This window comes from Streptomyces achromogenes, assembly GCF_030816715.1.
In the GTDB taxonomy this organism is placed as follows: Bacteria; Actinomycetota; Actinomycetes; order Streptomycetales; family Streptomycetaceae; genus Streptomyces; species Streptomyces achromogenes_A.
Genome location: NZ_JAUSYH010000001.1, coordinates 8,353,661 through 8,372,238, shown reverse-complemented (window position 1 = coordinate 8,372,238; position 18,578 = coordinate 8,353,661). Strand labels below are relative to the sequence as shown.

At 73.3% G+C, this 18,578-nt stretch carries 16 protein-coding genes, 1 pseudogene and 1 riboswitch; of the genes and pseudogenes, 10 read left to right on the top strand and 7 right to left on the bottom strand.

Going from position 1 to position 18,578, the window contains the following annotated elements:
• Positions 1-139 precede the first annotated feature (139 nt).
• A complete protein-coding gene (locus QF032_RS36795; RefSeq protein WP_307048721.1) occupies positions 140-463 on the top strand; it encodes an antibiotic biosynthesis monooxygenase family protein in 324 nt (107 codons plus the stop codon).
• A gap of 102 nt (positions 464-565) precedes the next feature.
• On the opposite strand, the gene QF032_RS36790 is transcribed toward QF032_RS36795, so the two are convergent.
• On the bottom strand, positions 566-1,504 hold the full coding sequence (locus tag QF032_RS36790; RefSeq protein ID WP_307048718.1) for a DUF6807 domain-containing protein: 939 nt from the start codon (positions 1,502-1,504) through the stop codon (positions 566-568).
• Between the two features lie 365 nt (positions 1,505-1,869).
• On the opposite strand from QF032_RS36790, the gene QF032_RS36785 reads away from it, so the two are divergent.
• Entirely contained in the window at positions 1,870-2,589 is a 720-nt protein-coding gene (locus QF032_RS36785) for a FadR/GntR family transcriptional regulator (protein ID WP_307048715.1), read from the top strand.
• A 9-nt stretch (positions 2,590-2,598) separates the two neighbouring features.
• On the opposite strand, the gene QF032_RS36780 is transcribed toward QF032_RS36785, so the two are convergent.
• Together QF032_RS36780 and QF032_RS36775 are read right to left on the bottom strand one after the other, a co-directional pair.
• A complete protein-coding gene (locus tag QF032_RS36780; RefSeq protein WP_307060517.1) occupies positions 2,599-3,393 on the bottom strand; it encodes a VOC family protein in 795 nt (264 codons plus the stop codon).
• A 112-nt stretch (positions 3,394-3,505) separates the two neighbouring features.
• Positions 3,506-6,232, bottom strand: a complete 2,727-nt coding sequence (locus QF032_RS36775; protein ID WP_373430432.1) for a protein kinase domain-containing protein — start codon at positions 6,230-6,232, stop codon at positions 3,506-3,508.
• 335 nt (positions 6,233-6,567) lie between these two features.
• Positions 6,568-6,694, top strand: a riboswitch (cobalamin riboswitch).
• A 90-nt stretch (positions 6,695-6,784) separates the two neighbouring features.
• Here QF032_RS36775 and QF032_RS36770 point away from each other — a divergent pair.
• The 4 genes and pseudogenes from QF032_RS36770 (at position 6,785) to QF032_RS36755 (ending at position 10,531) form a co-directional block, all read left to right on the top strand.
• Positions 6,785-7,837: an ABC transporter substrate-binding protein gene (locus QF032_RS36770; RefSeq protein ID WP_307059458.1), complete on the top strand. Its 1,053-nt coding sequence runs from the start codon at positions 6,785-6,787 to the stop codon at positions 7,835-7,837.
• Positions 7,834-8,892, top strand: a complete 1,059-nt coding sequence (locus tag QF032_RS36765; protein WP_307059456.1) for a FecCD family ABC transporter permease — start codon at positions 7,834-7,836, stop codon at positions 8,890-8,892. The genes QF032_RS36770 and QF032_RS36765 overlap by 4 nt, the downstream gene beginning before the upstream one ends.
• Positions 8,889-9,674: pseudogene (locus tag QF032_RS36760) on the top strand (ABC transporter ATP-binding protein); the annotation flags it as partial. The gene QF032_RS36765 and the pseudogene QF032_RS36760, both read left to right, overlap by 4 nt.
• 275 nt (positions 9,675-9,949) lie before the next feature.
• Complete coding sequence (locus tag QF032_RS36755; RefSeq protein WP_306946129.1) at positions 9,950-10,531, top strand: histidine phosphatase family protein; 582 nt, start codon at positions 9,950-9,952, stop codon at positions 10,529-10,531.
• 48 nt (positions 10,532-10,579) lie between these two features.
• Here QF032_RS36755 and QF032_RS36750 read toward each other — a convergent pair whose 3' ends face one another.
• From QF032_RS36750 to ligA, 3 genes are all read right to left on the bottom strand, one after another.
• The gene (locus QF032_RS36750; RefSeq protein ID WP_307059454.1) at positions 10,580-11,338 is read right to left on the bottom strand and encodes a CbtA family protein; all 759 of its coding nucleotides are present in this window, start codon (positions 11,336-11,338) and stop codon (positions 10,580-10,582) included.
• A gap of 20 nt (positions 11,339-11,358) precedes the next feature.
• A complete protein-coding gene (locus tag QF032_RS36745) occupies positions 11,359-11,580 on the bottom strand; it encodes a CbtB domain-containing protein (protein WP_306946131.1) in 222 nt (73 codons plus the stop codon).
• Between the two features lie 341 nt (positions 11,581-11,921).
• Positions 11,922-14,102: an NAD-dependent DNA ligase LigA gene (gene ligA, locus QF032_RS36740; RefSeq protein ID WP_307059451.1), complete on the bottom strand. Its 2,181-nt coding sequence runs from the start codon at positions 14,100-14,102 to the stop codon at positions 11,922-11,924.
• Positions 14,103-14,261: 159 nt separating this feature from the next.
• On the opposite strand from ligA, the gene QF032_RS36735 reads away from it, so the two are divergent.
• Positions 14,262-15,695 carry a PP2C family protein-serine/threonine phosphatase gene (locus QF032_RS36735; protein WP_373430431.1) on the top strand — a complete coding sequence of 478 codons (1,434 nt, stop codon included), beginning with the start codon at positions 14,262-14,264 and terminating at the stop codon, positions 15,693-15,695.
• Between the two features lie 50 nt (positions 15,696-15,745).
• On the opposite strand, the gene QF032_RS36730 is transcribed toward QF032_RS36735, so the two are convergent.
• Positions 15,746-16,183, bottom strand: coding sequence for an ATP-binding protein (locus tag QF032_RS36730; protein WP_307048704.1), 438 nt, complete (start codon positions 16,181-16,183; stop codon positions 15,746-15,748).
• A gap of 312 nt (positions 16,184-16,495) precedes the next feature.
• Here QF032_RS36730 and QF032_RS36725 point away from each other — a divergent pair, with 312 nt between their 5' ends.
• The 3 genes from QF032_RS36725 to QF032_RS36715 all read left to right on the top strand — a co-directional run bounded on the left by QF032_RS36725 (position 16,496) and on the right by QF032_RS36715 (position 18,531).
• A complete protein-coding gene (locus QF032_RS36725) occupies positions 16,496-17,371 on the top strand; it encodes a helix-turn-helix domain-containing protein (RefSeq protein WP_307048703.1) in 876 nt (291 codons plus the stop codon).
• The gene (locus tag QF032_RS36720) at positions 17,368-17,640 is read left to right on the top strand and encodes a DUF397 domain-containing protein (RefSeq protein ID WP_307048701.1); all 273 of its coding nucleotides are present in this window, start codon (positions 17,368-17,370) and stop codon (positions 17,638-17,640) included. The genes QF032_RS36725 and QF032_RS36720 overlap by 4 nt, the downstream gene beginning before the upstream one ends.
• A gap of 84 nt (positions 17,641-17,724) precedes the next feature.
• A complete protein-coding gene (locus QF032_RS36715; RefSeq protein WP_307048699.1) occupies positions 17,725-18,531 on the top strand; it encodes an SAM-dependent methyltransferase in 807 nt (268 codons plus the stop codon).
• Positions 18,532-18,578 lie beyond the last annotated feature (47 nt).

Sequence of the window (18,578 nt, the reverse complement as noted above, 5' to 3'; positions counted from 1 at the left end):
GACGGTACGCCGGATGCGGGCGCGGGCCCCGCAGGGGGGACGGGCCACGGGCCCGCCCCCCTGCGCCACTGGGACCGGAAGCCGCCGAACCGGTGGGGTGGCCGACGGCCGGTGCGCCCGCAGGGGGCAGGATGGGGGCATGAGCGTAGTCAAGATCAACGTACTGACCGTCCCGGCGGAACAGCGGGAGACCCTCGAGAAGCGCTTCGCGGCACGCGGCCACGCCGTCGAGGGGTCCGACGGCTTCGAATGGTTCGAACTGCTCCGGCCGGTGGAGGGCACCGACACCTACCTCGTCTACACGCGCTGGCGTGACGAGGAGTCGTTCCGGGCGTGGGCCGACGGCCCGATGAGGGCGGCGCACCAGGGCGGCGCGGAGGGCGAGCGTCCCAAGCCCGCAGCCTCCGCCTCCACCCTCTGGTCGTTCGAGGTCGCCCAGCAGGTGACGCCCAAGGGCGCGTAGCGCACCGCGCGGCCCCATGGGGGTGCGGTCCGGCCGCGGCCCCATGGAGTGCGGTCCCGCCGCAGTCCCAAGGGGTGCGGTCCCCGCGTGGCGCGGACGCGCTCACCACGGGAGGGTGCGCAGATACGCGCCCACCCGTTCGCGGTCCCACACGCCGTCGGCGACGACCACGCGGTAGCGGTAGGCGAAGGACTCGCCCGGCGGCAGTGCGAACTCCTCGAAGAACGCCCAGGAGAACGCGACCGTCGGGATCGGTTCGGAGCGCACGAACCAGTGCGACTCGTGGATCGCGCTCCGCTCGTCGAGGTTCTCGGGCGCGTGGGCGAAGACGAGGGTGGAGTGGGCGTCGACGTCGTCGTGCTCGGCGGTGAAGGCGAGCCACGGCCCCTGGGCGCCCATCAGCTTCTCGGCGCCGGCGTCGGCGTCCGCCTCGGTGTCCGGGGCGAACACGGCGCCGCCGGTGAAGTCGCGGGGGCCGCGCCATTGCAGGCCGGTGTAGCCGGCCGGTTCGCGCCCGGCGGTGGTCGGGGAGCCGAAGACGAGCGGTGCGTCGCGGATGTTGGTGAGCCGGATCGACCAGTCCAGCGCCCATGCTCCGGCCGCTTCGTCGACGGAGTGGACGGTGAGGCCCCGCTGCTCGCGCGCCCACTCCTCGCCGCCGTGCGTGACCCAGGTGAGCTGCTCGGTGACGGCGAGCCTGTCGTCGGTCACCGTGAACGCGGGGAAACCGTCGTGCCGCATCGAACCGACGCGTTCGGGCAGCGCCAGGTAGCCCCGACCGTGGACGTAGGAGTTGCCGCCCCAGAAGTTCTGGCCGGAGAGGTGGCTCGCCGTCATCTGCAGGCCTTTGTGCCAGCGGTGGTCACTGGGCCGGTAGCCGGTCACGGTGCGGCCGGCGAGGGTGCGCACCGGGTGCGCGTAGGGCTTGGGCGACTCGAACGCGTCGGGGTCGGGGCGGTACACGTACCGGAGGATCTCCGTCCCGTCCGCCGCCGCGACCGCGATGTGCTCGCCGTACGCGTGACTGACTCGGATGCTCATGCGCGCTCCTCGGGGCCCGTTGCATGGTCGCCGTGTGGGTGACGAAGCGGAGAAAGCGCTTGCTCCCGTGAGGTGACCCTAAGGGCGCGGTGAATGTCAGGACAACCCCTGTGTCCGAATGCGCCGAGGGCCTTCACGGAATCATCCCGCCCCGGCCCGTCACCGCACCGGAGCACGGGACGGTTCGCGGGATCACCGTCCCGAGGCGGTGGACGGGTCGGTCCGGCCGGTTACCGGTCCGCGTGACACCGCCCGCCGGCACGATCCCCACGGTCGGCTCGAACCCTGTGTCGCCGCCCGCCGGGGCGATCCCCTCCGTCGGCCGAGTACCATCGACGTCATCCTCGGGAAGGGAGGAGCTCGCGTTGTCTCTGACGGACAGGGCCATCGAGCAGATCCGTGAGCTCATCCGCACCGGCGCTCTGCCCCCGGGGTCGAAGCTCCCGCCGGAACCGGACCTGGCCGCCCAGCTCGGACTCTCCCGCAACCTCGCCCGCGAGGCGGTCAAGGCACTGGCCGTGGCCCGGATCCTGGAGGTCCGGCGCGGCGACGGCACCTATGTGACCAGCCTGCAGCCGAGCCTGCTCCTGGAGGGGCTCGGCGGGGCGGTGGAGCTGCTGCAGACCGACTCGGCCGCCCTGCAGGACCTCATGGAGGTGCGACGGCTTCTCGAACCGGTGGCCACCGCACTGGCCGCGACCCGGATCTCGGACGCTCAACTGGGCGAGGTGGAGCGGCACTTGGACGCCATGCGGGTAGCCCGCGACGACGTCGAACTGCTCAACGCGCACGACGCGGCGTTCCACCGCGCCGTCGTGGCCGCCACCGGCAACGAGTCACTGCTCGCTCTGCTCGAGGGCGTCTCCGGCCGCACGCTGCGCGCTCGCATCTGGCGCGGCCTGGTCGACGACCAGGCTGGGGGCCGCACGCTCGCCGAGCACGAGGCGATCTTCAAGGCGCTGACCGCCCGCGACGCCACCCTCAGCCAGGCCGCCGCCCTGATGCACGTGAGCACCACCGAAGGGTGGCTGAGGGAGCACCTGCGCACGGAGGGCGCCCCCGGAGCGGGCGGTACGGCCGCCTGAGGTCGCGGCTCAGCCCGCGGTCGGGGTGAGCACCACGAAGTCCGCGTTCGACGGGTCGAGACAGACGGCCAGCCGGCCGACGCCCGGCGCGTCCTGCGGACCCATCTGCACACTGCCGCCGTTCCCGGTGACGGCGGCGACCGCGGCGTCACAGTCGGCGACGGCGAAGACCGGGTGCCAGTAGGGCCGCCCGTCCGTCAGGGCGAGGTCCTGCGCGCGCAGCTGCATGACACCGCCCTGCATGCGCTCCTCGGGCAGCCCCTCCGGCGTGACGAGGGAGTACTCGCCGCCGCCGCCCGGCAGCTCCATCGCGCTGAAACTCCAGCCGAACACACCGCCGTAGAACTCCTTCGCCGCCGGGGCGTCGGTCGTGTACAGCTCTGTCCAGCACAGCGAGCCCGGCTCGTCGACGAGCTCGAAGCCGGCGTTCTTGCCCGGCTGCCAGACCGCGAACTGGCCGCCCAGCGGGTCGCTGTACTGCGCCATCCGGCCCCAGTCGCCGAGATCTCTGGTCGCCAGCCGCACGGTGCCGCCGGCGCTCTCGACGGCCCTGGTCGTGGCGTCCGCGTCGGTGACCGTGTAGTAGATCATCCAGGCGGAGCGGGCCCCCTCCTCGGTCAGTTTGCCGAGCCCGGCGACGGTCTTGCCGTCCTTCTGGAACATCCCGCCTTCCGCGTCCTGTCCCTCCATGGGCTCGTAGCGCCAGCCGAGCACGGCGCCGTAGAAGGCCGCGGCGGCCGGGACGTCGGGAGTGCCGAGGTCGAGCCAGCAGGGGGCGCCGGGGGTGGGGTCGGTGGTCATCACGGCGTTGGCCTTTCGCAGATCCGTCAACGTCCTCAGCGTGGCACCGGGCTGCGGTGCTCGCGCGTCGGCCGCCGCGCGTCGCGCGCCGAACGAGTGGCGGTTCCCGCCGGCCTCAGGTGACGGGCAGCCCGTAGACCCGGTCGAAGTGCTGGGCCACCAGGTGTCCGGCGCCGTCGCAGGAGAGCTGCCACCGGTTGACGCCGGTCTCCCGGCCGTCGGTGAAGTTCCACAGCAGACGGCCCGAGGCGGTGTCGATCGCGTAGAAGCCGTCCTTGTTCTCGAAGGCCGTCACGTACACGGCGTTCGAGCCCACCGCGACCGGGCTGTCCATGTCGAGGCGGGGCGTCTCGCAGAACCAGCGCCGGGAGCCGTTGCGCGCGTCGAAGGCGTACACGCCGCAAGGGTCCGTGCCGGTGACGTAGACGGTGTTGCCGACGGCTCCGAGGGAGGCGTACATGCCCCGTTCCGCCTTCGTGTTCCATCGGAGCCTGCCGGTGCCCAGGTCGAGGGCGATGAGCTCGGAGCCGATCGCGAAGACGGTCTGCCCGAGCACGGCCAGGCCCGGCCTGAGGTCGTATCCGACCTGGTGCCGCCAGCGCAGGCTGCCGCTGTCACGGGTGCCGCGGACGGCGACGTTGCGCAGTCCGTCGGCGTAGACGAAGTACTCGTCGGTGATGACGGGCCGCAGCGCGATGCCGACGTCCTGCGGATCGATCGGTATGACAAGGGCCTGACGCGCCGCGATGTCGACGCCGAACACGGAGTCCGTGGAGGTCGCCACGCCCTGCTCCCCCGACCGGCGCTGCAGCTTGGCGCCGAGCACCGAGACGCTGTGATCGTCGTAGCCGCCCAGCAACTGGTCGAACCGGTAGTCCTCGCCGAAGTCGAGGGTGAACCGCTCCGCGCCGCCCACCGGGTCCACGCCGATCACCGTCGCGCCCGCACCCAGCGCGACCGCCGCGCCGTGGACCAGCAGGACGGGCCCGGGCGAGAGGCTGATCCCCTGGTACACCCAACGGGGCCGCGAGCCGTTCTTCACGTCCAGGCCGATCATGTCACCGGGACGGGTCTTCAGCAGGGCTGTGCCGTCGTGGAAGACGGCCGGGGCCTGCAGCAGCGGTGCGCCCCGGTAGACCCAGGCCGGCTCGGGGGCCCGGCCGAGCGGACGCGCCGATTCCGCGCCCGGCGTTCCGCGGAGGGCGAATGCCGCACCGGCTACCAGCGCGGTGCCGGCGGTCGCCGCCAGGACCGTGCGCCGGGTGACTGCGGTGCGCACGGGCGCGCGGTGGTGCGCGGGCGCGGCGGAACGTTTCGACGCCGGTTGCGGCGACGGCGCCGGACCCGGCGCCTTCGACCGGACGTACGCCGGTTGGGACGCCTGCGCTCGCGCCTCGGGCTGGTCTTCGGCCTCGTCCCGCGACGGGGCTTCGGACCGCACCGCGGCCCGGGCTGCGGCCTCGACTGCGGTCCGGGCTGCGGCCCGGGCTCGTGCTTCTGCCCGGGACTCGGCCCGCGTGAGCGCCTGCGCCTCGGTCAGCGGCTGGGCCAGGCGTCGGGCCTGGGCGTGGTCTTGAGCTCGGGCGTGGGCGTGGGCCGGCTCGTCCGGCGAGACGAACGACTCGGCTCCCGGCAGCACCGTGGAGGGTTGCACACCGCCGACGGCCCCGGCGCCCTCGCCGCGGCTTCGGTTTCCGTTTCCGGTTCTGTTTCCGTTCCGGTTTCCGCCCCCGCTCTCGCCTGCGCATTCGCTGTCGGCAGCGCCATACGCCGGCCGGTCGGCGGCCGGGTGGGCCGCCCTCCGCCGGTAGGGCTCGGAAGGTTCTGCGACGGGCTCCGGGTCGGGCGTCGGCGCCGGCGGCGCGAAGGCGCCGGGCCGCGGGACCACGTCCGCCGCCGCCAGGCGGTCCAGGTCCCGCACGGCCGCCCGGTGGGCGGCGACCATGGCGGCCAGGGGCGCGGGCAACCAGCCCTGTGTCAGCACCTGTTCGGCGCCGCCGGGAGCGCAGGCCGCGGAGAGCCGGTCGGGGTGGATCCTCAGGGCCGGGTCCTTGGCGTGACAGAGACTGATGATCTTGTCCAGCGGTTCGGGCACCTGGCTCAGGTCGGGCGACCCGTGGGCCACCTGGTAGAGCAGCGCCGCGCCCACCGCCCCGCCGAACGGCGAGCGGCCGGACGCGGCGAAGGCGAGCACCGAGCCGAGGCAGAAGACGTCGCCCTCAGGGCCCATCGGGTCCCCGGTGGCCTGCTCCGGGCACATGTAGTCGAGGGAGCCGAACAGCGTGCCGGAACCGGTGAGTTCATAGCCGTCACGGGCGCGCACGATGCCGAAGTCGATGACCCGCGGGCCGTCCGCCGCGAGCAGCACGTTGGACGGTTTGAGGTCACGGTGCACGAGCCCTTCGGCGTGCACCGCCATGAGCGCCTCGGCGACGCCCGCGCCCAGCGCGAGGACCGTCTCCACCGGCAGCGGCCCGTGGGCGGCGACCGCCTCGGCCAGGGTGGGGCCGGGTACGTGGTCGGTGGCGAGCCAGGGCGTCTCGTCGTCCGGGGCGGCGTCCACGACGTGCGCCGTGTAGGCGCCGCCGACCGCCGCCGCGGCCGCCACCTCCCGCCGGAAGCGAATGCGGAAGTTGTCGTCGTCCGCCATCTCGGGACGGATCACCTTGACCGCGACGACACGGCCGGCCGACGACCGCGCCAGATAGACCCGGCCCATGCCGCCGGCGCCGAGCCGGGCCACGAGCCGGTAGGGCCCGAGCTGCTCGGGGTCTTCTGGGCGCAGTGGCTGCATGCCCTCGGCCGCCTGTTCTCGGTGGTGACGGGCGGAGATCCCGCCCACGCTGCGGGGGAAGGCCCGGTGGGGTCCGGACCACAGACTAGGCGCTGGGACGGCGGGCTGGAGCGTCTCCTCCCCCGCGGCTTCACGCACCTGGAAGTAAGTGCCGGGCCGTCCTCCGGTTCTCCCGCGTCCATGTGACGTCCTGTCAGAGGTCGGGTGACACGTGCTTTCCCTGCGGGAACAGTGCGCGATGAGCAACAGGTGCACGATGAAAGCACTTGCCGGGCCGGAGACCTCCGATGTGCCGAAGGTCACCCTCCTCGGGGCCCCCGATGCCTGTGGTAGCTTGCCGAGGCCAGTCGTACTCGTGCGCGCCCCTCGGGCGCGCGGGGGTCAGGGAATCCGGTGGAACTCCGGAGCTGACGCGCAGCGGTAAGGGCGACGGGCGGGGCTTTCGGCCACTGGGGCGCGCACGCGCTCCGGGAAGGCGCCTCGCCCGGGTGACCCCGAGTCCGAAGACCTGCTGGCGGCCTCCGGTGTCGCAGACCGGCCGGAGGAGCGCACCGTACGACCGGGCTTCGCGCTTGAGCCCTCGACGCCGAAGGAAACTCCGTGCCGTTCGCACGTCCCGTCCGCTCTGCCGTCCTGTTCCTGGCGGGCGTCCTCCTGTCGACCGGCTGCGGCGGCTCCGCCGCCCCCTCCGCCTCCTCCGCCGACGGTCCCGCCGACAGCGACACGGCCGGCCGGCCGGTCACGCTCGACAACTGCGGACAGCGGGTGCGGATCGACGCTCCCCCTCGGCGGGCGGTCTCCCTCAACCAGGGAACGACGGAGATCATGCTCTCCCTCGGGCTCGCCGACCGGATGGCGGGCACCGCCACCTGGACCGATCCGCTGCCCAAGAGCCTCGAGAAGGCCGACGCCCGGGTGACGCGGCTGGCCGACAACGCGCCCTCCTTCGAGAAGGTCCTGGACGTCGAACCCGACTTCGTGGCCGCCTCGTTCGCCTCCACGCTCGGCAAGGGCGGGGTGGCCACCCGAGACCAGTTCGAGAAGCTCGGGGTCCCGACCTATCTCTCCCCCTCCGACTGCTCCGGCAAGGACAACAGCGGCGACGGCGACGGCGTCCGCACCGAGCCGCTGACCATGGACGCGGTCTACGGCGAAGTACGCGACCTGGCCAGGGTCTTCGGGGTGGAGAAGCGGGGCGAGACACTGGTGGCCGACCTGAAGACCCGGGTGAGCAGGGCCGCTTCGGGACTCGATGCCGAGAACGTCACCCTCCTCTACTGGTTCGCCAACTCCCAGTCCCCCTATATGGCCGGCTGCTGCGGCGCCCCCGGCGTCATCACCCGCGAACTCGGCGCGAAGAACGTCTTCGACGACACCGAGGAGGAGTGGCCGCAGGTCAACTGGGAGACGGTCGCCGACCGCGACCCGGACGTCCTCGTCATCGGCGACCTGACCCGCAGACAGCAGACGGCCGAGACCGCGGCCCGGAAGATCGCGTTCCTGGAGTCCGATCCGGTCACCAGGAACATGACCGCGGTACGCGAGAAGCGGTACGTGCTGCTGTCCGGGCAGGCGATGAACCCGACCGTGCGCACGGTCGAGGGCGTGGAGAAGGTGGCGGCGGCACTGCGCGCGTACGGTCTCGCGGGATGAGCGCCGCGGGACCGGCGGCCGCCGCGCCCGCGGTGGCGGCGCGGGGGCTGCGCCACGTACTGCTGTGGGCGGCCGGTCTCGCGCTGCTGTGCGCGTCCGTCGCCGTGGCCATCACCATCGGTCCGGCGGACATCGCGGTCGGGGACGTGTGGTCCACGGTGGCCGCCCATCTCGGCTTCGGAGAGGCCGGGTCGACGCCGTTGAGGGACGGCATCGTGTGGAACCTGCGGCTGCCCCGGACCCTGCTCGCCGCGGTGTGCGGCGCGGGTCTCGCGGTGTGCGGCGCGGTGATGCAGTCCCTGCTGCGCAACCCGCTCGCCGACCCGTTCGTCCTCGGGATCTCGTCCGGGGCCTCGACGGGCGCGGTGGTGGTGGTCGTGCTCGGGGCGGGCGGCGGAGCCCTGTCGGTGTCCGGGGGCGCCTTCCTGGGCGCGGCGGTCTCCTTCGCGCTGGTGCTGCTGCTCAGTCACAGCCTGGGGGGCGCCACGGACCGCGTGGTGCTCGCCGGGGTGGCGGCGATGCAGCTGTTCTCGGCGCTCACCTCGTTCGTCGTCATGACGACCGCCGACGCGGAGACCACCCGCGGGGTGCTGTTCTGGCTGCTCGGCTCGCTCAGCGGGGCCGACTGGGCGGACGTGGGCCTGGGTCTGGCGGTGCTGGCCGCGGTGCTGCTGGTGTGCACGGGGTACGCGACGACGCTGGACGCCTTCGCGTTCGGGCAGGACGCGGCCGCCTCGCTGGGCGTGCACGTGGCCCGCACCCGGCTGGTCCTGCTGTGCGCCACCGCCCTGCTGACGGCCACTCTGGTCAGTTCGTCGGGGGCGATCGGCTTCGTCGGCCTCGTGCTCCCGCACGCGGCCCGCGCCCTGACCGGTCCCGGACACACCCGGCTGCTGCCGGCCACCTCTCTGGCGGGGGCGGTGTTCCTGGTGTGGGTGGACACCCTCGCCCGCACCGCCTTGGACCCGCAGGAGGTGCCGGTGGGCGTGGTGACCTCGCTGATCGGCGTCCCCGCGTTCGTCCTCGTGCTGTACCGGACCAGGAGCGCGCGATGACCGGGACCGTCGAGGACGCCGGCCTGCGCGGCGACCGCCTCGTCTACACGGCGGGCGGCTCGCTGATCCTGGACGGGGTCGGCCTCGCGCTGCGCCCGGGAACCGTCACCGGCCTGCTCGGGCCGAACGGCTCCGGCAAGTCCACGCTGCTGCGTCTGCTCGCCGGCGTCCTCGCCCCCGCCTCGGGAGTCGTCACCCTCGACGGCCGTCCGCTGGCGCAGCTCGGGCGGCGGGCGGTCGCCCGGCGGATCGCCGTCGTGGAGCAACAGGCCGACGCGCAGGTCGCGTTGAGCGTCCTGGACGTCGTACGCCTGGGCCGTGTCCCGCATCGCCGGGCCTGGGGCGCCGCCTCGGCCGAGGACGAGGCGGCGGTCCGTTCCGCGCTGGAGCGGACCGGTCTCGCCGACAAGGCCGGCCGGCTGTGGCACACCCTCTCCGGCGGGGAGCGCCAGCGTGTCCAGGTCGCCCGCGCGCTCGCCCAGCAGCCGCGGGAACTGCTGCTGGACGAGCCCACCAACCACCTCGACATCCAGCACCAGCTCGCGCTGCTGGACCTGATCACCGAGCTCGGAGTGACCACTGTCGTCGCGCTGCACGATCTGAACCTGGCGGCGATGTACTGCGACCGGGTCGTCGTCCTCAAGCAGGGCAGGGCGGTGGCCGGCGGCACACCGCAGGAGGTGCTCACCGAGGCGCTGATCGCCGACGTCTACGGCGTGCGGGCCGACCTCACCCGCCACGGCCCCGACGGCCGCCCGCACATACGCTTCCTGGGCGCCCTGCCCGCCGAGCGGAACGGGGAGCAGCAGGACGGCGGGCGGCAGGAGCAGGACGCGGGCGCGGCGAAGCGGGACACGGGGGAACGAGGATCGGCGGAACGCGGGACGGCCGGGCGGCGTACGGCCGTCGGCGGGCTGATCCTGTGTCGCGTGGCGGGCGGCGCCGCCGTCCGCCGCGCGAACGCGCTCTGCCCGCCACGTCCTCCGCGCGACCAGGCCCTGCGCGCCCCGCGCCGGGAGACCCGTACGTCGATGACCGCATCAGAAGGAGCCGCCACGTGACCATCCGGGTCGTTTTCGTCTCGCCCGCGACGAGTTCGTCGCTGCGGCAGGCCCGTTTCGACGACGGGGCCTCGATCGACGCCGCCGGGGCGGCACTCGCCCGCGCCGCCGCCGGGACCCTGCCCGCGGCCGGGAGAGTCCTCGTCTCGCCCGGTGTGCGGTGCGGTGAGACGGCGGCGGCGCTCGGTCTCGACGCGCTGGAGACGGCGGAGCTGGCGGGGCTGGCGGTGGGCCGGTGGCGGGGCCTGACGCTCGCCGAGGTCGGCGCCGCGGAGCCGGAGGCGGTGGCCCGCTGGCTCGCCGATCCCACGTCGGCGCCGCACGGCGGCGAGTCCGTGCGGGATCTGTGCGAACGGGTGGCCCGCTGGCTGGAGAAGGCTGCGGACGGCGAGGGACGCGTGCTGGCCGTCGTCGAGCCGGAGATCGTACGGGCCGCGGTGGTGCATGTGCTGGGAGCGTCCGCCGCGGCCTTCTGGCGGCTGGACGTGCCGCCGCTCACGGCCACCTCCGTCAGCGGGCGCGGTGGCCGCTGGAACCTGCGGCTGGGGCTCCCGCTGGATCGGGCGGAGGCGGCCTGAGGCCGAGTCCGCCCGATCGTCGTCGGTCTCCGGGACGGAGTCCGCGGCCTATCGCGAGGCGGTCACCGCGGTCCCCGCGGGGACCGCGGCGGGCTTCGGGTTCAGCAGCCGTTCGGCCAGTTCCCCGAAGACCAGGCCGAAGCACGCCCACATCGTGACCTGCAGGGCGAGCGAGGAGAGCCGGAAACGCCACAGCAGGGTCGCCGGGAAGTCCGCCGGCACCTCGTTGACGGCGGGCAGGAACGCGTAGGCCAGCCCGATCACGACGGTGAAGCCGAGGACGGCGACGACCGTCGCGTACCAGGAGCCCAGTCCCGGTGCGAGCCGTTTGCCCGCGATCACCGCGGCGACCGCGAGGAGCACGCCGAGCACCATCATCAGGAAGTACAGGGTGGTCCGCTTGGCGATGGTGTCGTGGTCACCGACCGCGGGCGGGTTGGCCGGGTACTTCAGGAACGGGACGACGTACACGGTGAGCAGCGCCGCTCCCGAGAGCAGGAGCGCCGTGGCCCGGGGGGTGAAGCGGCCGACGCGGCCGAGCGCGAAGCAGTAGGCGAGGGCGGCGATGCCGCCGAAGGCGACCCCGTACACCAGCACGCCGGTGGCGAGGCCCGCGGTGGACTGGAGGCTGCGGGAGACGAGTTCGACCTCGTGCTCGTGCGCGGGCGCGTGGGACTCCTCGAAGCCGATCGCACCGTCGACGTTCGGCTCACCGAGGAAGTAGGCGACGACCAGGGCGAGCACGCCGGCCGCGAGGCCGGCGAGCATGCCGCGGACGAGCAGGTTTCTTACCGTTGCGGAGTTCATCTGGTGCGCGGCGTCCCTCGTCAGTGGCAGGGGAAGCCGAGAAGGTGGCGTGCGTCGTGCACCCACTCGTGGACTCCCTCGCCGGAGACGACGGAGGTGGCGCCCTGTTCGGCGCCGACGAAGTACAGCAGGACCAGCATCAGGACGCCGAAGAAGACCGCCCAGGGGGCGACGTCCTTCAGCGGCAGCTTGGCGGGGACCACGGGAGTGGTGGGGGTCGGCTGGGCGACATGCTGCGCCATGGCAGGGCCTCCTCTGGGAGTTCGCGTCCCATCTCGGTGGTGCACAGGACGACGGCTCCGGGTCTGACTCTTGATGTGCCCCTCGAGGAGGGACGCATCGTTCACAGTGGCGCGACCGTGCCGGATTTCCACCGGCTTCCGTGCTGACGTCGTCGATATCAGAGCGACGGTACCGCGTGTCGCGCCCCCGGCCAATACCGCACCACCTGGCGTGACGTCGCTCTCCGCCGTCAAGTGGTGCGGATCACCGGCCGGATCGGGCGTCGACCGGAGGGCGGAGCGGGTGCTGATCGTGTGGCGATCGCCGGGCCGGGAGGCGCGGACGGCTGCCGCGGTGGCCGTCACGCCGACGGCCGGGCGCCGGCGTCCGGGGCGAGGAGGTCGGCGACCAGGGCGGCGAACTCGTCGGGCGCGGCGAGGCGGACGCCGAGGGCCTCGGCCTTGGCGCGCTTGGATCCGGCGCCCTCTCCGGCCACCACCAGCGAGGTCTTCCCGGAGACGCTGGAGGAGGAGCGGCCGCCGGCCCGTTCGATGAGCTCGTTCATCTGATTGCGGCTCAGCTTCTCCAGCGATCCGGTCATCGCGCCGGTGACGACCACGGTCATCCCGGCCAGCGGCCCGGGAACGGCCGCCGCGTCGGCGGCTCCCGTGCTTTCCCTGCCTTCCGTGTTCTCCCTGCCTTCCGTGCCGTCACCTTCGTTCCCGTCCGCTGCCGCCGCGGTCCGGGGCAGGGGCGGGGTGGCGCCCGGCTCGGTCATGTTCACCCCGACCGCGACGAGTTTGTCGATGAGCGGGGCCAGTTCTGCGAGTTCGGCGACGATCGACGGGGCCTTCTCGGCGCCGATGCCCTCGACCTGCCGGATCGCCTCGGCGTCGGCGGCCCGGAGGTGGTCCATGGTGGCGAAGTGCCGGGCGATGCGCCGCGACATCGAACGGCCGGTGCCACGGACGCCGAGCGCGCACAGCACCCTCGACAGCGGCTGCGACCTGGCGGTGGCCAGCGCTGCCAGCAGGTTGTCCGTGCTGGTCTCCCCCATCCGCTCCAGGCCCAGCAGTTGGTCCCGGGTCAGGGTGAACAGGTCGGCGAGGTCCGCGACGAGTCGGGCGTCGACGAGCTGGACCACACGGGTGTGGCCGAGTCCCTCGATGTCGAGCTGGTCTCGCCCGGCGGCGTAGGACAGGGAGGCGACGAGATGGCAGTCGCGGCCGTTCTCGCAGCGCCAGCGCTGCTCGCTGGTGTCGATGCCCGACCCGCACCGCGGACAGGTCTCGGGGAAGACGATGGGCTGTTCCTCGCCGGTGCGCAGATGGGCGACCGGGGCCTCGACGCGCGGGATGACGTCACCGGCCCGGTGGACCATGACCCGGTCGCCGAGGCGCAGGTCGCGGCGGGTGATGTCGGCCGGGTTGTGCAGCGTGGCGTAGGTGATGGTGGACCCCTCGATCTCCACCGGCTCCAGGACGGCGCGCGGGGCGATGACGCCGGTACGGCCCACGTTCCACTCCACCGCCACCAGCCGGGTGATCTTCTCCACGGCCCGCAGCTTGAAGGCGATCGCCCAGCGCGGGGCGCGTGAACCGGATCCGGCGGCCGCCTGGTCGGCGGCCAGGTCGGCCTTGACGACGATCCCGTCGATCCCGAACGGCAGCGTCGAGCGCAGCGCCGCCGTCTCCGCCACCCGGGCCAGGACCTCCTCCACGGTGGCCGCGGTGATGCCGGGCACGGCGGTGGCGGCCGTGGTGTTCACGCCGAGCCCGGCGGCCTCGGCCATGAGGTCGCTGTGCGCGCTCTCGCGCAGACGCTCGGCGAGGGCCGGGTCGGTGTCCGCGAGGGGCAGCAGGCCGTAGCCGAAGAACGTCATCGGGACGGTGTAGGCGCGTTCCCTGGCGCGCAGTGTGCCCGCGGCGGCGTTGCGGGGGTTGGCGAACGGTGCTCCGCCGTGCGCGGTGCGCACCTCGTTGGCGTGCTCGAACTGGGCGTTCGTCATCAGGACTTCGCCGCGCACCTCCACCGTGACCGGCTCCGCCAGCTCAGCCGGCAGACCCTCCACGGTGCCGATCGCGTGCGAGACGTCCTCCCCGGCCGTCCCGTCGCCCCGGGTGACGAGCTGTGTCAGCCGGCCCTGCCGGTAGCGGGCCGCGATCGCCAGGCCGTCGAGCTTGGGCTCCACGCTGAACCGGCTGACCTCGCGGCCGATGCGTCTGCTCAGCGAGACGGTCCACGCCGTGAACTCCTCGGGCGAGAACACGTTGTCCAGGCTCAGCATCGCCGTCGTGTGCGGGACGTCGCCGACCACGGCTCCGCCGGCGACCTTGCCCGTCGGGGAGTCGGCCAGCGTCTGCTCCGGGTGCTCGGCCTCCCAGGCCGCGATGGACCGCACCAGCCGGTCGTAGTCGTCGTCGTCCAGCCCCGACGTGCCGGCCGCGTAGTACGCCGCCGACGCCTTCACCGCGTCCTCGACCGCCTGCGCGTAGGCGGCGGCGTCCCCGATCACTGCACCACGTGTTGTCATGCCGGTCATCCTGCCCGCCACCACTGACAACGCCCTGGAGCGCCGCCGGTGAAACCGTTCCCGGGCGGCGCGCACGTCGCGTCTGCGACGACCGTCCGCGCGGCGGGTGATCTTCACAACTGGCCTGCTGATCAACAAATTTGACGCGTCATCATATAGTGAGCGTGGGTGCGCGGCGGCTCCCCCTCACCCCCGTCGCGCGGCCGGAGCCCCCACTGGAAAGGCACAACCCTGCGGAACGAACCGCACAGCGCCGCCCCCGACCCGTCCGCGGCCCTGCCCTCCCCCCGCCGGTCGGCGTTCTCGCCCGCCGCCGACGTCATCGGCACGGAACTCGACCTGCGGATGACCGCCGACCACCTCGTGCACGCGCTGACCCCCGGGTTCTGCGACGCGGCCTCCGTGTACGTGCTGGAGCGCTGGCGTCTCGAGGAGAACGCACGCGTGCGCGCGGACGCTCCCCGGGTCGAGGTGCGCCGGACGGCGCTGCGTGTCGGGCCGGGCGCGCAGGCGGACTGGGAGCACGCGCTGCCCGTCGGCGAGGTGGTCACGCACTCCCGCCGGACGCCCTATGCCCGCGCTCTCGCCGACGGCCGGGCACGGGTGCTCGACGCGGTGGACCCGCACACCTCCGGGCGGCTCGTCGGTCCGGGCGACGGTGACGCGCGCGCCGGCGACCTGCGGCGCGTGACGTCGTTCCTGGTCGTCCCGCTGCGGCTGCGGGACAAGCCGATCGGCTTCGTCAACTGCACGAGGGGACCGGGCCGGCCGCCGTTCGGCACGGCCGACGTGGCCGCCGTGGAGGCGCTGGCCGCGCGGACCGCCGTCGCCCTGGACAACGCGCGCCGGTACGAGCGTGAGCGGCGCACCGCGCTGGCCATCCGCAACAGCCTGCCGTCGGGCGCCGCCGAGGAGTTCGGAGGCTGCCGCGCCGCACACGGCTGTCTGCCGGCCGGGCACGGCAACCTGGTCGGCGGTGACTGGTGCGACGTGCTGAAGCGTCCCGGCGACCGGGTCAGTCTGATCGTCGGGGACGCGATGGGGCACGGTCCCGAGTCCGCCGTCGCGATGATTCAGCTCCGCACCGCCGTCCGGACCCTGGCGGCGCTGGACATACCCGCGGCCGACCTCGTCGCACGACTCGACGCCCTCGCCGGGGACTCACCCGGCGTCTCCTTCGCCACCTGCATCTACGCCGAGTGGGACGCCCGTCGGCGCACCTGCACCCTGGTGGGGGCGGGCCACCCTCCCCCGCTGCTGCGCGGTCCGCGGGGCCGGACCGCCCCCGTCACGCTGACCGGGGCGGGCCTGCCCCTGGGACTGGGCGCGGGCAGCTACGAGGAGACCGTGCTGAGCGTGCCCGACCCCGCCCTGCTGGTCCTCTACAGCGACGGTCTGGTCGAGTCCCGCGACGCCGACATCGACCACGAGATCACCCGCCTCGCGCGCACCGTGGACGCGGTCGCCGCCGAAGCCGGGGACGGCGACGCCCGGGACGCGCTGCCGTCCCTGTGCCGACGGCTCCTGCACGCCGCCTCCGGCACGGCGGGAGCCGACGACCGCACCCTGCTGCTCGCCGAACTGACGCCCGCGCGCCGCTGACGCCCGGCCGCACGGCCGGGAGCGGACGCCCCCGCCAGGGGTGCGCGCGCTCAGTCCGCCAGGGTCGCCCACACCGCGTTGCCGCCTGTGAGTGTGGACCGGTCCACTCCCCAGGCCTGGGAGAGCTGCTCCACGAGGAGCAGCCCGCGGCCGCCCTCGTCGTCCGGGCCGGGTTCGCAGCGTGGCAGGCCACGACCGGTGCGGTCGTGGTCGTGCACCTCCAGGCGCAGGCATCCCTCGGCGACGAGGCCGACCCCGCACAGGAACCGGGTCCCGAGGGTGTGCCGTACGGCGTTGGTGGCCAGTTCCGAGACGAGCAGGACGGCGTCCGCGCACAACTCGGCCGGCATGCGCCAGGCGGTCAGCCACATGGTCGTGGAGCGGCGGGCGATCGACACGCTGGAGCGGTGCGCGGGGAGTTCGAGCCAGTGCGTCCGGTCCGGGCTCCAGGTGTCTAAGAACTGGGGGGAGGTCGCGTGGGGGGACACGGTGGTCGCCTTCCGTGGGGGACGGGAGCAGCCAGAGGCCGGGGGAAGGTGAGCAAGGGGCCCAAGAGGAGGGGGTGTTCCGGACGGGCCCTGCGCCGGTGAACTCCCGGACGGTCCAACTCGCGCGGGGATGGCGGAGCTTGACGGGAGAACGCTCGAAGTCGGCGGCGCGGTTCACACAAGTAACTATGCTCGCACTGAAGTTCAAGCTGCAACCGACTGCCTGATAATTTCAGCAAGCCGATATCCGTCCGGCCCGCTCCGGCATGCCGCCGCCGGACTCGCGGCGGTGTCTCTCCCCAGGAGGTAGGCGTGAGCGAAAGCCGTTCGGGCGCGGGCAGCCCCAGTGCGCCCACCGTGCTGCGCATGATCCTCGGCCGACGCCTGCAGGAGCGGCGCCGGAACGCGGGCGTCTCGCTGGAGGACGCGGCCAGGGCGCTGCGGGTCAAACCGCTGACCGTACGACGCCTGGAGAAGGCCGAGGTCGGACTGCGGCCGCTCTACGTGGAGATCCTGCTGGAGACGTACGGGGCGGACCGGCAGGAGATAGAGGAGTTCGTCGGTCTCGCCGAGCGGGCCAACGAGCCGGGCTGGTGGCACCCGTACCGCGACGTGCTGCCGAGCTGGTTCAGCGCCTACGTCAGCCTGGAGACCGCGGCCCGGACCCTGCGCGCCTACGAGCCCCACTACGTCACCGGCCTGCTGCAGACCGCGCGTTACGCGCGCGAAGTCCTGAGCGGTGGTTTCCCGGACGACCGGGACGACGATCTGCGGCGCCGCGTCGACCTGCGGCTGCGCCGCCAGAGCCTGCTGGAGAGAGCCGACGCGCCCACGCTGTGGGTGGTGCTGGAGGAGGCCGTGCTGCACCGGGTGGTGGGCGGCGCCGAGGTGATGCGGGAGCAGATCGACCGGCTGCTGGAGGTGTCGGAACTGGAGCATGTCAGCGTGGACGTCGTGCCGTTCGCGGCCGGCGCCCACGTCGGCGCGTGCGCCCCGTTCACCTACTTCCGGTTCGAGGAGCCGGAGCTGCCCGACATCGTCTACACCGAGATCCTCTCCGGCGCCGTCTATCTGGACCAGCGCCCCGACGTCGCGACCCATCTGGAGGCGCACAACCGCATGTCCCTGCTGACCTCGGACAACGACAGCAGGGCACTCCTGAACCGGATGCGCAAGGAGTACTCATGACCGGCGTACAAGGCCTCGACGGCCGTGCCCACCACCCCGTCTACAACGGGATGCCCGCCTCCGACCTCGGCGAAGGCGGCTGGGAGTCACCCTGGAGCGGCCCCAACGGCGGCCAGTGCGTGCAGACCAAGCAGCTGGCCGACGGGCGTGTGGCGATGCGGCAGTCGACCGATCCCGCCGGCCCCGCGCTGATCTACACCCCCGAGGAGATCGCCGCGTTCGTCGCGGGCGTCAAACGGGGTCTCGCCGACCATCTCGCGGCCGGCTGAGACCCGGGCACGGACGACGCAAGGCGTCCGCCCGCCGGCGCGATCCGCCGGACACCCCCCACGCACACCACCGAAAGGCACAGGATGACCACCTCGAACGCCCCGCGGGACATCGACACCAGCAGGCCGCACTCCGCCCGGATGTACGACTACTACCTCGGCGGCAAGGACCACTTCGACGTGGACAAGCAGGCCGCCGAGACCGTGGCGTCGGTCTACCCGGGCATCTTCGTGTGCGCCCGGGAGAACCGCGCGTTCATGCACCGGGCGACCCGGGTCCTCGCGCGCGAGCACGGCATCCGCCAGTGGCTGGACATCGGCACCGGCATCCCCACCGAACCCAACCTGCACCAGGTCGCCCAGTCCGTGGTCCCCGACGCACGCGTCGTGTACGCCGACAACGACCCGCTCGTCCTGAAGTACGCGGAGCGGCTGATGCGCAGCACGCCCCAGGGCCGCACGGCCTACGTCCACGGTGACGTGAACGACCCCGGCGCGCTGCTCGACGCGCCCGCCCTGGCCGACGTGCTCGACCTGGACCGGCCGGTGGCCCTGTCCCTCAACGCGCTCATGCACTTCGTCACCGACGCGCAGGACCCGTACGGCATCGTGGGACGGCTGCTGGACGCCCTGCCGTCGGGCAGCGCGCTCGCCCTCAGCCACTGCACTCCCGACTTCGACCCGGCCACCTGGCAGAAGGTCACCGACATCTACACGAGCGCGGGCACGCCGGTGCGGTTCCGCTCGCAGCAGGACGTCACCCGCTTCTTCGACGGGCTCGACCTCCTCGACCCCGGCGTCACGGTCGGCCACCGCTGGCGTCCGGACGGCGCCGTCGAGGCCACGGACGCCACCGTCAGCCTGTGGACGGGCGTCGGCATCAAGCCGTGACCGGCCCGCCACACCGGCACACCGGCACACCGGCACACCGGCACACC

What these genes read in the sequence shown, in the direction of transcription:
- QF032_RS36720 (WP_307048701.1), top strand. Translation starts at nt 17,368, where the DNA reads ATGACCGGCGTACAAGGCCTCGACGGCCGTGCCCACCACCCCGTCTAC.
- QF032_RS36795 (WP_307048721.1), top strand. Translation starts at nt 140, where the DNA reads ATGAGCGTAGTCAAGATCAACGTACTGACCGTCCCGGCGGAACAGCGG.
- ligA (WP_307059451.1), bottom strand. Translation starts at nt 14,102, where the DNA reads ATGACCGGCATGACAACACGTGGTGCAGTGATCGGGGACGCCGCCGCC.
- QF032_RS36750 (WP_307059454.1), bottom strand. Translation starts at nt 11,338, where the DNA reads ATGAACTCCGCAACGGTAAGAAACCTGCTCGTCCGCGGCATGCTCGCC.
- QF032_RS36765 (WP_307059456.1), top strand. Translation starts at nt 7,834, where the DNA reads ATGAGCGCCGCGGGACCGGCGGCCGCCGCGCCCGCGGTGGCGGCGCGG.
- QF032_RS36745 (WP_306946131.1), bottom strand. Translation starts at nt 11,580, where the DNA reads ATGGCGCAGCATGTCGCCCAGCCGACCCCCACCACTCCCGTGGTCCCC.
- QF032_RS36715 (WP_307048699.1), top strand. Translation starts at nt 17,725, where the DNA reads ATGACCACCTCGAACGCCCCGCGGGACATCGACACCAGCAGGCCGCAC.
- QF032_RS36790 (WP_307048718.1), bottom strand. Translation starts at nt 1,504, where the DNA reads ATGAGCATCCGAGTCAGTCACGCGTACGGCGAGCACATCGCGGTCGCG.